At 65.5% G+C, this 13,130-nt stretch carries 9 protein-coding genes and 4 pseudogenes; 6 read left to right on the top strand and 7 right to left on the bottom strand.

The window, feature by feature from the left end:
* The first annotated feature begins 32 nt into the window (after positions 1 to 32).
* Positions 33 to 1,130, top strand: coding sequence for a DUF1152 domain-containing protein (locus AB0I06_RS05555; RefSeq protein ID WP_363117425.1), 1,098 nt, complete (start codon positions 33 to 35; stop codon positions 1,128 to 1,130).
* Between the two features lie 509 nt (positions 1,131 to 1,639).
* On the opposite strand, the gene AB0I06_RS05550 is transcribed toward AB0I06_RS05555, so the two are convergent.
* The 4 genes and pseudogenes from AB0I06_RS05550 to AB0I06_RS05535 all read right to left on the bottom strand — a co-directional run bounded on the left by AB0I06_RS05550 (position 1,640) and on the right by AB0I06_RS05535 (position 8,283).
* Entirely contained in the window at positions 1,640 to 2,194 is a 555-nt protein-coding gene (locus AB0I06_RS05550; protein WP_363117424.1) for a hypothetical protein, read from the bottom strand.
* A 13-nt stretch (positions 2,195 to 2,207) separates the two neighbouring features.
* Positions 2,208 to 5,651, bottom strand: coding sequence for a CHAT domain-containing protein (locus AB0I06_RS05545; protein ID WP_363117423.1), 3,444 nt, complete (start codon positions 5,649 to 5,651; stop codon positions 2,208 to 2,210).
* A gap of 1,079 nt (positions 5,652 to 6,730) precedes the next feature.
* Positions 6,731 to 7,059, bottom strand: a pseudogene (locus AB0I06_RS05540) (hypothetical protein).
* Between the two features lie 840 nt (positions 7,060 to 7,899).
* On the bottom strand, positions 7,900 to 8,283 hold the full coding sequence (locus tag AB0I06_RS05535; RefSeq protein WP_363117422.1) for a hypothetical protein: 384 nt from the start codon (positions 8,281 to 8,283) through the stop codon (positions 7,900 to 7,902).
* Between the two features lie 337 nt (positions 8,284 to 8,620).
* On the opposite strand from AB0I06_RS05535, the gene AB0I06_RS05530 reads away from it, so the two are divergent.
* The 4 genes and pseudogenes from AB0I06_RS05530 to AB0I06_RS05515 all read left to right on the top strand — a co-directional run.
* The gene (locus AB0I06_RS05530) at positions 8,621 to 9,277 is read left to right on the top strand and encodes a CatB-related O-acetyltransferase (RefSeq protein ID WP_363117421.1); all 657 of its coding nucleotides are present in this window, start codon (positions 8,621 to 8,623) and stop codon (positions 9,275 to 9,277) included.
* 15 nt (positions 9,278 to 9,292) lie between these two features.
* A pseudogene (locus AB0I06_RS05525) lies at positions 9,293 to 9,424 on the top strand (virginiamycin B lyase); the annotation flags it as partial.
* A gap of 64 nt (positions 9,425 to 9,488) precedes the next feature.
* Positions 9,489 to 9,836 (top strand): YciI family protein, encoded by a 348-nt coding sequence (locus AB0I06_RS05520; protein ID WP_363117420.1) that lies wholly within the window; start codon positions 9,489 to 9,491, stop codon positions 9,834 to 9,836.
* A 406-nt stretch (positions 9,837 to 10,242) separates the two neighbouring features.
* Positions 10,243 to 10,506 (top strand): annotated as a pseudogene (locus AB0I06_RS05515) (PIN domain-containing protein); the annotation flags it as partial.
* Between the two features lie 242 nt (positions 10,507 to 10,748).
* On the opposite strand, the pseudogene AB0I06_RS05510 reads toward AB0I06_RS05515, so the two are convergent.
* Positions 10,749 to 11,190: pseudogene (locus AB0I06_RS05510) on the bottom strand (PIN domain-containing protein).
* Positions 11,187 to 11,453: a ribbon-helix-helix protein, CopG family gene (locus AB0I06_RS05505; protein ID WP_363117419.1), complete on the bottom strand. Its 267-nt coding sequence runs from the start codon at positions 11,451 to 11,453 to the stop codon at positions 11,187 to 11,189. Before AB0I06_RS05505 ends, AB0I06_RS05510 begins: the two are co-directional and overlap by 4 nt.
* Before the next feature lie 199 nt (positions 11,454 to 11,652).
* On the opposite strand from AB0I06_RS05505, the gene AB0I06_RS05500 reads away from it, so the two are divergent.
* Positions 11,653 to 11,967 carry a polyketide hydroxylase gene (locus tag AB0I06_RS05500; protein WP_363117688.1) on the top strand — a complete coding sequence of 105 codons (315 nt, stop codon included), beginning with the start codon at positions 11,653 to 11,655 and terminating at the stop codon, positions 11,965 to 11,967.
* A gap of 184 nt (positions 11,968 to 12,151) precedes the next feature.
* Here AB0I06_RS05500 and AB0I06_RS05495 read toward each other — a convergent pair whose 3' ends face one another.
* On the bottom strand, positions 12,152 to 13,105 hold the full coding sequence (locus AB0I06_RS05495) for a LysR substrate-binding domain-containing protein (protein WP_363117418.1): 954 nt from the start codon (positions 13,103 to 13,105) through the stop codon (positions 12,152 to 12,154).
* Positions 13,106 to 13,130: the final 25 nt, after the last annotated feature.

Here is a 13,130-nt window from a genome sequence, read left to right as displayed (position 1 = left end):
TGGTCAACCCCCCACCCCGTAGGCTGAGACGTATGACGCGGTTGATCGTCGCAGCAGGAGGAGGGGGCGACGCAGTCGCCGCCGCAATGATTCACGCCGCCCTCTACGGCGACGAGGACCAGGCGGTGATCCTCACGTACGCGTGGGACCGCCTCCTCGTCGACCCGGTTCCGGGTCCCCGAGGACCGGACAACTTCACCGGCCTCCATCCCCTCACTCCGACAGTCTGGGCAGTGCCGGCCGAGGCCCGCCCGGTCGCTCCAGCAGGCTCGACTCTCCCCCGGCTTGCAGCAGAGCTCCGGCACACAGTCGCGCTGATCGATCCGCGCCGCGGGGTCGAGGGCGTCACCCGCCAACTCGAAGAGCTGGTGGACCAATTGTCACCAGAGTCAATCGACCTCCTGGACGTGGGTGGCGACATCCTCGCCCACGGCGACGAGCCAACGCTGAAGAGCCCGCTTGCCGACGCCGTCACACTCGCCGCGTGCTGCCAGGTGAACGCTCCCGTCCGCCTCTTGGTGGCAGGCCCCGGCCTTGATGGCGAACTCCCTCTCGCCGAACTGCGCGGCATGCTCGGCCCGCTCATCCATACCCTCACCGCGAAGGACGTCGAGCCAATCGGCTCGGTCCTTGAGTGGCACCCCTCCGAGGCAACCGGGATGCTCGCCGCGACAGCCCGAGGCGTACGCGGCACCTGCGAGATGCGAGACGCCGGCCTCCCGGTCCCCCTCACCGACGAAGGACCGACAGCACATGAGGTCGACCTGGACGAGGCACTGACCCGCAACCAGTTGGCCCGCGCCATCCTGACAACCGCCACCCTGGACGAGGTCGAGGCACACAGCCGCGAAATCTGCGGCTACTCGGAAATCGACTACGAGCGCAACAAGGCCGCATGGCTCAAGGACCAGCCACCGGCACAGCCTGACCCAGAGGTCGTACTGTCCCAGCTCGACCAGTTCGAAGCCGAGGCCCACAGCCGCGGAGTCACCCACACGACGTTCCGCCGCATCACCGAAGCCCTGAACCTCAACGGCTCCTTGCGTGAAGACCTGCGCCAGCTGCTCATCAACAGCCGTCCGACGCAGTACGACGCGCCCTTGTGGCGCATCACAGCCGCTACTGAGTAACAACCTTCTTCACGGGTTCAAGGCGGCTCGCCCCGCTCACCGCGCGCGGCCCGGCCCCCGGCCGGGCCTGCGCTCCTGTCTCCGCCCCGCTCCAGCCCGGCCAGCGCCCGTGCCGCGCTCAAAGCATGCAGCCACCTGGTGCCACAGAAGGGGCACGCCGTGGCTAGGGCGGTCAGCTAGGCGCCTTTACGGAGCCACTTTGGCGCGAGCGTCGAAGATCATGGCCCCAACGTCGTGCTTTACCGGGCAGGTCCACAGACTGCCCGACGCGCCGCAAGCTTACGGGGCCATGATCACTCGCGCCAAAGCAGCGCCACCCCAAAGCCGCTCCACCGACCTACAGTAAGCGCGATTCGAGAAGTTCTGGCTCGTAGAACGCGGTCGCCATTGCGGGCGTAGCGCACCTTCACTCGTCGGGTATGGAGTATCAGAGCATGTCCAGACCATGAGAGGATGGCAGCCTGAAACCACGTTCGGCTGCACCACCTCATCCTTTTGCCCCATCGCTCCTACAATGGCGCAGATGTGCTCCCGCCCTGCGGGTCAACGACGGCATCCGGGCCATTCACCGGAGACGGTGCGGGGCCGTTTTGCATGGCGTTCCGGGCCAGACCAGCCACCTGCGCCGGGAGACCGTACTTCACTTGCTGGTCGAGAACAATAGAAGTGTGTTCGCCATCCACCTCGATCCGCACCGATGTATGCGTCGCAGCCTTGCCCTTGGTTAGGACGATGTACAGCGCCACAACTGCAAGCGTCGCCAGCGTGACGATCTCTGCTCCGCCGAGGATGACCTGCTTGCGACCGGTGCCGTCGATTGCTGCAGCGACATCAGCACTAAGGTCGCTGTCGAGTGAGGCGAGGGTAAGGGCTACGCGAGCCACTGCCTCAATTTCCGCGAGGTGTGCATAAGGCTGCTCGGCCATCTCCTGCACTAGTTCATCGACCTCAGCTGGCAACTTGGGCGGCGTCCAGTCGCCCCCCTGACTGTCGGCAAGGTAACCAATCGCCTCCAGCACGCGATCGCGCGGGTGGACCCTGATCGCCTCGATTGCTTCGGTCATTCCTACTTCACTCCTATACGTTGCCCGTGAGGGTGAATGCTCCCCACTGATACCAGTGGGGATATTGGTCACGTACCGCGATTGTCGCCGCCTGATAGGCAGCTGGAATGGACATGGTCTCCGCAGACATCAGCCGAAGAAACTCAGCCACCCAAACCAACGCTGGTTCCTGGTCGACGTCCCAGAGCGGGCTGATGATCGCACGAGTAGATAGCCCGAGAAGGGCCTGCTCGAGGCCTAGCCGTACGCCACCGGATCCGATAACCGTCTGTCCAGAGGAGCAGGCGATTGAAACGACTAATGGCGCCGAAGACTGCAGCGCGTTGAGGTTTAGCCAGCTGAGGATAAAGCGCTCCATAGTTGGAATTTCAGACGCAGGCAGTAACTGTGGCGGCAGTTGGCCAGCCGCGCTGACGCAGACACCGTATCCGGCGTTGCGCCCAGCTCGTGTGCCGTGGCACAGCATCACGGCAGCCTGGGAGGCTTGGATAGCCCTTACTACGGAGCCCACGTCTGCGGCTTCTCCCTCAAGCACGCTCACCTCTCGGTGACGAGCTTCGAGGTGGTGCACAATGCGGTCCTTTGCCTGCGACAGTCGGCTAACGAACTCCTCACTATCGCCCGCCTTCGGCACCGCAACCACGGTGGCACCATCGCCGCCGGCCTCCAGCTCAGAAGACTTAAGCAGAACCGAGAAGTTGGGGCAGAATGAGACCTCTACAGCATCGAGTAGCATCTCGCCTTCGCCAATCGGCAATAGATGCAATGGAAGACCAGTCATAGTACGACCGGGAAGAAATACGACTCGCTTGCCCAGCACTGGCTTGAGGAGGATACCGAGTTGCGTCGAGATTTGTCGCCATCGAGCGCTACGATCGTCGAGACGTTGCAGTGCGGCTGGATTCGCCCGGCGTAACGCAGCGCGGAGCTCATCTGCGGCCTGGCTCACTGCCGCCAACGGGGCTGCAAAGTCGAGGAGCGCAACAGTTGCATCCTGTCGGAGATGCGCCAGATAGAGCTCATCATGCCCGTCGAGGAAGAATATGACCTCGCGCTCGCCGAGGGTGTGGGTGATCGTGTCTACGAGCGCCGCTTCATCAGGGAGTCCATGACCGAACTTTGCCGAGATTTCAAGCCCATTGCTGATCTCGTACGCCCAGACTAGAGACTCAGGGTTCGTGAGCCCTGCCCGTATGTCCCTGATGGTCCAGTCGACTAGATACCTTTGGAATTCATCCTTGTCATTCAACCAGGACATAGCGTGCACACCACTACGCCCCGAGGGAAGGACGTCGAACATCAATCGCGCAGCCATGCGGGTGTGCAGACGGCGCCGGGTGGCGTCGTCGCGGTGGCCATAAACCCGCGCCGCCGCATAGTGCAGCTGCCAGGGTAGTACAGTGTCCGGCCAATCAAATATGCGCTCATGTCGAGCTATGAGTTTACTCGCCTGTTCTAACTCGCCGCACCGCAGATGGTCATCCAGCGAGGCAACTAGCGCGACTATCGGAGTCTCAGGTTGAGATCTGTCGATAGGCTGGGCGACCGTCTGATGTACGACGGCCCGACACTTCTGCACGAACTCCTGCAGGTCAGCTTTCGTGGGCCGAAGGTACAGACTCTCGCTCGAGACCTTGACCTCGTAGGAGTGTCCACCATCAGTCGCGATTTCCAAGGCTCGGCGAATGTCCTGGGCCGCGGCGTCATCCTTTCCTCGTAGGCCGAGGGTCCGGGCTCGTGACACGAGTATGTTACAGGTGTGCATTCCGGGTGCAGCGTCAGCGTCGAGCGCATTCGTGAAGACTTTGCCTGCCTCTTCCAGTTGTCCGATCTGGCGCAGTGTCTCCCCCAGGGTGTACAGCCGCTGTGAGCTCGGGTGTCGGCGTACAAGGTCGTTGATCAGCGAGAGGGCTTCTTCGAACTGGCCCTCCGAGCGCAGCAGGACGGCCCGTGTGTGATCGATAGCGTCAACCTCCGCGCCAGCCTGGTGGGCGACGGCGCGAACGAGGCTCAGCAGCAAAAGGGCCTCTGATCGCATTTGCGTATGATTGCCGGCCCACCTAGCCATGACCCGGCCGACGGTTGCCAACACGCTGAGCGGCAGGTCATCGCGGGGGATAACCACCTGGTCCGTGACCAGGTATAGCAGCCGCTGCGCCGCCGCTGGGTGGCTAGCGTTCAGGAACATGCTGGCTGCCTCGGTTGCCGCTACGGCAAATGCTGCCCCGTGATAGCCCACATAGTCTATGACCTCATGGATGAAGGACTCTGCCCTGGTCAGTCCAGCGGCTGTGAGTACGACGCGGGTCGCGAAGAACACGGACGCGCCAAACTCCTCCAATTTCTCTTCCGCGATAGGCAAGGGGTACAGCTCGCGCAAGCACGCTAGCATCCCGACATATATTCGGTCTGCCGCTGCCGCGTCTACCCCGGCGAAAGATACTCCTTCAAGAGCGTCACTGTACGCGTCGGCGAGTCCGTATCGATCCGCAACGGAGCTGAACAAAGCCGATCCCCCAGCGCCAGTTCGCAGAGATTTCTCTGCGAGCTCCCAGAAGGCTTCAAAAGGAAGAATCGGACATATGATTTCAGGCTGCAGTAACGCGGCGAGTAAGGAATCATGTGGGGCTTCAGGGAAGCGACCGACTGCGCTCAGCACGTACCGAGCGATTTGGTCGCCGATACGGTCGCAACCCGGCCCATACAGCGCACAGTAAGCGTACGTCACCGCATCGAGAAAACCATTCTCGAAGGATTCGCGATCGAGTGGGTCTTGGGCCGGTCGGCGCGAGAAGCGGTCAAGATCGCGTAGCACTCCCTCAGTAACGCACGGCGTTGGCACGGCATGCCTTAGCTTCGCGGGAAGTTCAGCAATGCAATTCCCGTCCACCATCTGTTGCGCAATGCGGCGAATGTGCTCGTGCAGGACGTAGGAATAGGTGTCCTCACGAGCACGCTCGTCCGGTTCCCCCTCAAAGTACAGGGGAATCCGTCCATCGAACCCAGCGCGCCAGGCGCGGAGCATTAAGGGCGACATTAGGGCAATCTGATCTGAGCGACTCAGCTGCGACATACGCTCGGGGTCACTAACAATCTTTAGTCGGGGATTTGAATAGGAGCGCAACCATTTGTAGACTTTCGAACGCAACTGCGGTAAATCCGCGACTTGGTCGATTCGATAACCGTCGCTGGTCAACTGCGACATTCCGTGGACTTCGTCGCTGGAGGTACCGTCAGGGCGTAAGATCGCAACACGTTTTTCGTTAGACCAAACAACGGTCAGGTCCGGAACCAGCGTTAGCGGTACTCGACACACCTCACATGCTATGACATTAAGTTCGGCGGCCAGCAGCCTCACGATATTTTCGTCGTCGGCGGGAAAATGAATGAAAGTCACGACATCTTGAACGGCAACAGACGTTTCACATCGCGGGCAGTAGAAGCCTTGGTCAGACACAGAAACCTCCGATCGGGTTGTAGCGCCCCAGCCCACGCGTCCACTAATTCATCACGAAGCAGTGAAAGGCTGACATATGCGATCGCTTTGGCGCATCGGCGTCCACCTCCAGTTCCTAACTGATCAATACGAGGCGCCTTCTACCACGACTGACGACTTTGCCAAGGTCAGCGATTGAGTGTTTCCTTGGCACCTGGCGCAGGTAGCCGCTCCACATGACTCCGTCTATGGCCTCTGCCTCTGGCACCCCCGATGCCCCCATCGTCCCGAAGACGATCGACAAGCTGCAATCCATGACTACTGAAGCCGGTTCAACCGCAGCCCTCCTGGCACGGCACATGGCCGTACGCGCTTAGTCACCCCTACTGCCGGCCAGATCTTCGTCACTCCCCCCCAGAGGGAACGAGTCGGACATGACTGATCCTGCCCGTTCTGTAGCCCCTCAATCGCTTGAGAACCGACGGCAGGAGGCCGCTGCCAGAAGGAGACGCTGAAAGGCACGTCACGGTGCCACCTCCATCAGGGTGACTGGACGAAGCTTGGCCAGGCCGAGCTGAAAAAAGCGTAGGTGTCGCAAGAAGTGATCCGTGCGCGGCCCTGGAGCTCAGCGGCTGTTTGGAGGGGGATGTCGAAGCTTCACGAGCTCCCGGGCCGAGCTGGCTCGGGGATCTCTTCTGAGCCCCCCTGGCCGCGCGCCCTCCTTGCCGAGGCAGCAGACCGACCCAATGTTCCGTAGCGTACGGACAGCCACTCACAACGCCCGTGCACCACAGGCGCACCAGATAGGGCGGGGAACGGTGAGGAATCACGGGAATCCGACCCAGCCCAGCGAGGCGACAGGCCCGCGGTTCGTCCAGGTCAACGCCCCAACTGCCCCGAAAATAAATCAGGTTCCAAAGCTGAGGGCCGAGGCACCATCGTTACGGACCGGCCCCGTCGTGGCTTGTCTGGTCGACGGCGCCAGCAGCGTGGCCAAGGCCGGTGGGGATGCAGCGAGGCATACGCGCGCGTGGTCGGTCGGCGTCCCCTCCGTCGTTGCGGACTGTCGTCGGCTGAGGTACCAACGATTCCCGGGCTCTTCAGTACGAAGGCGTGAAGCCGGCGGACTGGTCGAGGTGGAACGCGGAGCCTGGAGCAGTCGGAGTCCAACCTTCACTCAGGGCAAGCCGAACAGCCGCAGCAACACCGGACGGCAATACAGGCTCAGCCTCGCGACCATCCAGTTGCTCGGATGCGGCTGGTCGGTCATGACCAAGAGCATCGTCCCGGGCGCGTCCGCACGCTCGACCGCGAACGTGCACGGCGATCAGGCCAGGCCCTGGAAGTACGGCGGCCTGCCTCACAGCCGCCAGCGGTACACCGTGCCGTCGACAACTATGCGTCTTGATCCCTTGCGGACCAACGCCATGACTCCCCCTTCAACAGCGAAGATGCTAACGACCCTGGCTCCGCGGTCCGTCTCAATTTCCGTCTCATTCAGCGCCGTTCATGGCCGTTCAGACGCGGCCGAAGGCAGAAGCCGCTCCCAGGATCGGTCGCCCATGAACGCAGGTGAACGCCCCCGAACGACGCCCACCACCCCACCACCACAGTTGGAAAGCGTGCACGTCCCCTAAGGCTTGGGAGGGGGGTGGTGTCGGAGCTTCACGAAGTCCCGGACCGACGTGGCTCGGGGACCCCTTCTGAGCCACCCCCCTTGGTCGCGCTCTCGCCGTACAACGGCAGCAGACCGACCCAACGCTTCGTAGGGTACGGCGAGCGCTGACAACGCCGCTGCACCACAAGCGCACCAGATCGAGCGGGGAACAGCGGGTAACCACGGTGAAAGCCATCAACGCCGACGAGGCCGCAGCCCAGCCGTCCGCCCAGGTCAACCCCCGAGCCAGCTCGAAATGATCGCAGCTTCCCAAGCTGAGAGCGCGAGTTCGATTCTCGTCACCCGCTCCACGCGAAACCCCCAGGTCAGAGACCCGGGGGTTCTTTGTTGTCCAGGCCGATGGGCGGGGCTGCAATTTCTGGCGTGAGCCGGAGTTGGTCGGCCGTCCGGTGGGCCGGGGGCCCGTGCAAGCACCCCGTCACCCTCGCATGGCCGGCGTTTCCCACCGAGCCAGAGGAACGGCAAGCACTGGCTTGGCGAACCTGCTCGTAGGCGATGAGGAGTTGAGGCAGCCCACAACGGGCGGTGACCAGGCGGCGGAGCTTCGCGGCAGCCGGTGGAGTGACTGCGCGCCAAGGGCTGAGTCCAGGGTCAGCAGCCGCGCACGTCCTTCGTCAGCACCCTTGCTCCGTGGCGAGCGTGTGGTCGTAGCACGCGCCGGGAGCCCGGGGGCCGGTAGCGCTCGCTGGTCGTCGCCACCGCGTGCCGGTCCTCGCGGGGGACGCCAAGGGTGAAGGTTGCGTCTCCCTGGTAGCTGTCGTCGATGCGGGTGGCGTCGAGGAGTGCGTGGTCGTCGACGGGCATGATCACGCGGAGGCGGTTGGCGCTGTCGATGCTGGAGCGGCCGTCGAGCTTGTGGGTGCCGTTCGTGCGGGACAGGCTGTGGGAGGTGTCCAGGTAGCCGGTGCCCTTCAACCGGTCCTCGCCGTCGGTCACCAGGTGGCGCAACGAACCGTCGGTGTAGGTGTTGCTCACCGCCCGAAGGACGATCACGAAGATGCCGGACCCCCTGCCCGGGCCGGCACGCCGTGCCTATGATCACCAGTGGCGGCCGGCCTACGCGGCGCTCGACGCCTGGCCGAAGCCCCTGAGGGCTGACCCGGCCCTGTGCAACATCGGCACCGCCCAGAGTCCGGTGATCGACGAGGAGAGGCACCTTGCAGCGGCGTGACCGTCCAGTTCGCCGAGTGGGCCTCCCCGTCCGGACCGGGGAACACCTGGCAGTGCCCATCACGTCGCCTTGCGTCCGGCCCCGGCACCATACGGCGCAGACCCTGCATGTCATCCCGCTACCCGGCAAGAAACCGAGACCATGTCACCTGATCCGACCTGCCTTCACCCATTACCCGCCCACGACCGCGTGGTGTTCCTCAAACCGCTGATCACCTCGCCGAACATCGTCGTGGGCGAGTACACCTACTACGACGACCCGGACGGCGCCACGGACTTCGAACGCCGCAACGTCCTCTACGCCTACGGGCAGGAGCGCCTCGTCATCGGCAAGTACTGCGCCATCGCCACCGGCACCACCTTCCTGATGGCCGGCGCCGAGCACCCGACGATGGGCGTCTCGACGTACCCGTTCACCATGTTCGGCGGCCGGTGGGCCGAGCAGACCCTGGACATCGTCACCGCCATGCCCAGCCGCGGCGACACGGTCGTCGGCAACGACGTCTGGTTCGGATATCGGGCGACCGTCATGCCCGGCGTACGGATCGGCGACGGCGCCATCATCGCGGCCGGCGCCGTGGTCACCGCCGACGTCCCGCCCTACACGATCGTCGGCGGCAACCCGGCCCGACCGATCCGGCAGCGCTTCGACGACGCCGACATCGAGCGGCTGCGGCGTGCCGCGTGGTGGGACTGGCCCGCCGACCTGGTCACCGAACACGCCCGCACCATCATGGCCGGGACCCCGGCCGACATCGAAAGCATCGCCACCGAGCACGGGACGGGCAAGCCCCTTTGAGTCACGTCCCCCAGTGTCACCGGCCACGATCTGCCCACCCCACGTGCCGAACCGCACGGCATCGCCATTGGCCCCGACGGCGCCCTGTGGGCCGCACTGGAGATCGACTCATTCGCCCGCATCACCTCAGCCGGCATCACCGCCTGAACAAACCACCCCCTCCCACACCATCAGCAGCGGTCGTCGGTACGACGACCGGAGAGGAACTCCCATGAAATTCGCACTCGTGATCTTCGAGACGGACGAGTCACGCCGTCGGATCCAGGCCGACCGGGCCGGGTTCCGCAAGGAGTACGAAGGCTGGATCGGCGGACTCGCCGCAGCCGGAAAGCTGGTCGGCGGTGACGCCCTGGAGACCGAACACACGGCCCCCGCGACCGTACGCACCGCGGCCGACGGGACGTCGATCGTGACCGACGGACCCGCGCACACCGGCGAGGAGACCCTCGGCGGCTGGTTCATCGTCGACGTGGCCGACCGCCAGGAAGCCCTCGAACTGGCCAAGAGCCTGCCCACCCCGGAGACCGTCGAGATCCGCCCGATCCTCGAATCCGCCTGAACCTCGGCTACCGGGTCGTACTCCGAGATCGTCATGCAGGTCTCTACGGGGACCGCAGGAGGTGTCGGCGCCACGGCGATCGCGTCACGTAATCCACGCGAGAACGACCCTCTTGCGGCCGCATCCGGCAAGTCCCCGGCTTGGGCGACGACGTGCCGACGGATGGGCATGAGCAGGGGGTTTCCATACGTAGAGACGGCGTGCCGGGGACGCTATGGCGCTGGCGGAGATCATGGCCGGGGAAGCCCTGGCAGGTCCTATCGGCGTAAGGATCCTCGTCGTCCTCCCGGTCACAGCCCAACTCGGTGGGTGGAACGTCGACGGAGTGGGCTGTACCGCTGAAGAGGTCGCGGGCGTCTGCCGCAGTCGCGTCGGGCTTGTCGCGGCACAGGACGTCCAGGGCGGCGACCGCGCACAAGGCATCGAAGACCTGCGCCTGCTCTTCGGCTGGGTGCCGATCGACGACCGCGCCTACGACCGGGCCTGGCAGGTCCAGGAGGTCCTCACCCAGCGCGGACAGCACCGCAGCGCCGGGGCCGTCGATCTGGTGGTGGCCGCCACGGCCGAGTTGCAGGGGCTCACCCTGCTGCACCGCGACCGGGACTTCGAGTGCGTCGCCGCCGTCACCGGCCAGGCGCTCCAGTGGTACGGCCCCGAAGCCGGCAAGTGAGCCAGGTGCGGGTGGGAGGCTTCGCCGGATGACTGTCCGCTCGCGAAGTGCTCCTGGAGCTGGACGTATGAGCCGGCCCAGCCAAGAGTGGCACTCGTTCGCATCGGCGCTCGGCCTGCCGCGCTTCAACGACGTGCCCACAGCGTGCCCGTAAGAGCAGACACCCGTCCTGCACGTGCTTCCTTGTGGGCGGTGCACAAGTCCGCTGCGGGAGCGGGCACTTGACCGCCGAGGGTCCTGCGTCAGAGCGGAAGGTCGTCGGGGAGTACCCGGAACGCCTTGTAGCGGCCCAACGGGCGTACGGCCCGGAAGTCTCGTCGGTCGAGGGTGAGAATGGCGTCCGTGTCGTAGTCGGCGGCAAGCGCCACGTTCACGGCGTCGGCGAGGTCGAGGTCCAGCGCGCGGTAGCGGACACGGACGGACTGGGCGGCACCCAGGTGGTCCTCCGTGATCTCCGGCATGACGACACGACCCCGGCTCATCCAGCGCCTCAGGTCGTCGACAGCGCTGAGGGCAGCCTCCCTGCCGAGCTCACGCGTCGCCACGTGATCCAGTTCGGCCAGCAGGAGCGGGGATATGACCAGCAGGCCCGCCGCCATGATCGCCTCGTTCGCCTCCGTGTTCCGGATGAACCGAGTCCAGGGCTGCCAGAAGGCCGGACGTATCGGCGATGACAATGATCACGCGGCGGATCCGGAACCCGAACCGGTCTCCCGCCGGACGGCCTCCGCGACCGTGTCGCGGACCTCCGGCTTGGACGGCGTGCGCCCCGGCCCCTCGAAGGTGCGTGAGAACAGCGGCTCGTCCCAGACCCGGTTCGCCATGGCTGCGAGATGGATGCCCTGACGGATGATCTCAGCCTCGCTTATGCCCGGGCGCTTGGCGGCCTCTTTGATGATCGCCAGATCCTCGGGGTCGGCGTGGACGTTGGTGCGCTTCATGGACATGTACCAAGCATGGTCCATGTACCGGTTTGGTGTATGCGCGCGCTTTCCCCACAGCGCCCTGCCGATGGAACCAAAGCTGTCCTGACACGAGACCGCCGGGCCCCGCAGGCGCGCCTGCCCCGGGTCAGCCGCGCTCCCGCTCCTCCCGGGCGGCGCGCAGGCCGAGCACGACGATGCGCAGCCCGTACCCGACGTCGATCTGAAGACCGGTGACGGCGGGCGTCGCGTCTTCGAACTGCTGCACACCGCGCGCCCCGTGCTGCTCGACCTCCGCGGTGACACCGCACTGGCGGCCACGGCCGAGAGCTGGGCCGGTCGCGTCGACCTCGTCGAGGCCCGGTCCGCAGCCGACCACTGGCCCGTCTGGCCGGTCGACGAGACCCCCGCCCCCGCCGCGCTCCTCATCCGCCCCGACGGCCACGTCGCCTGGACCGCACACGCCGGCACCACTCCCGACCTCGGCGCCCTCCGAACCGCGCTCACCGCCTGGTTCGGCCCGGCGATGGCCGACTGAACCGTGGAGTTGAGCCGCTCGGCGGTGTGCCGGACGGGCCTGACAGCCTGAGTCGGGTGCTTCGCGCCACGCCAGGACGTGGGCCTGCGCGCCGTGACCACCGGGTCGGCGCGGCTGCACTCGGTCGTGAAGACTCGGCCGACAGCGATCGCAGGTGCGACATGGACGCCGCGGCTCTGAGCTCCTACCAAGATCCCCGGCCAGTTGCAGTCACGCTGCCCCGAATCGTCGGGACGTGTGCGGTGTGACCCCGCTCCGCCGCTGTGCGCAGCGCCGCGGTGACGGCCGTCGTCGTCGGGTTCGGCGTCTCGGTGTGGCGCGTCGCGGCGAACAGCAGGCGCAGGATCGGGCGATCCGCGATGGGTGTCATACGGATTCCGGGTGTGGACGGGTCGATTGCCGCCCGGGGGACGAGCGCGGTGGCGAGGCCGGCTCGGGCGAGGGTGAGCTGGGCTGCGATGTCGGCTGTGAGGTAGCGGGTCGTGGGTGTGAAGCCGGCCTGGTGGCAGGCGTGCAGGATGGCCTGCCCGCAGTCCGTGGTCGGCGGCGGCACGACGAGGCTGTGCGTGGCCAGGTCCCGCAGGGCGAGGGGACGCTCGTCGGCCTGGTCGGCCGCGGTGACGACGACCAGTGGATCGTCGAGCAGCGGCGAGACGTCGATGCCCTGGGGTGTCGTATCGGCCATGTGGTGATACCGCTGTCCCAGCACCACATCGACGGCGCCGAGGGTGAGCTCCCGCAGTTGTGCCTGGTCGGTGACCAGGCAGGTCACGGTGAGCTGCGGGTGCTGTGAGCCCAGTTGCCTCAGCGCGGGGGTCACGATCCGGGCGACCGTCGACGGCAGGGCGGCGAGTGTGGCGGTGGCGCCGACCGTGCCCTTGACCGCCGCGACGGCGTTCTCGGCTTCCTGCACGGCGGTGAGGATCCGCTCGGCGTGTTCGACGAGTACCCGCCCCGCATCCGTCAGCGCCACGGTTCGCCCGTCGGGGCGCAGCAGATCGACTCCCACGTCACGCCGCAGCGCGGACAGTTGCTGGGAGACGGCACCGGCGGACAGTGCCAGCGACTGGGCGGCGGCGGCGATGGAACCGCGAGCGGCGACGGTCTTGAGCATGTGCAGACGGCGGACATCCAACATGACTCGATAGATTACCTAAAGGGTT

The organism is Streptomyces sp. NPDC050674 (assembly GCF_040654575.1).
Lineage (GTDB): Bacteria > Actinomycetota > Actinomycetes > Streptomycetales > Streptomycetaceae > Streptomyces.
This window is presented reverse-complemented; position numbering and strand designations above follow the sequence as displayed.

Excerpts from the sequence above, each read along its gene's own strand:
- AB0I06_RS05520 (WP_363117420.1), top strand. The coding sequence starts at position 9,489 with ATGAAATTCGCACTCGTGATCTTCGAGACGGACGAGTCACGCCGTCGG.
- AB0I06_RS05505 (WP_363117419.1), bottom strand. The coding sequence starts at position 11,453 with ATGTCCATGAAGCGCACCAACGTCCACGCCGACCCCGAGGATCTGGCG.
- AB0I06_RS05530 (WP_363117421.1), top strand. The coding sequence starts at position 8,621 with ATGTCACCTGATCCGACCTGCCTTCACCCATTACCCGCCCACGACCGC.
- AB0I06_RS05555 (WP_363117425.1), top strand. The coding sequence starts at position 33 with ATGACGCGGTTGATCGTCGCAGCAGGAGGAGGGGGCGACGCAGTCGCC.
- AB0I06_RS05495 (WP_363117418.1), bottom strand. The coding sequence starts at position 13,105 with ATGTTGGATGTCCGCCGTCTGCACATGCTCAAGACCGTCGCCGCTCGC.
- AB0I06_RS05550 (WP_363117424.1), bottom strand. The coding sequence starts at position 2,194 with ATGACCGAAGCAATCGAGGCGATCAGGGTCCACCCGCGCGATCGCGTG.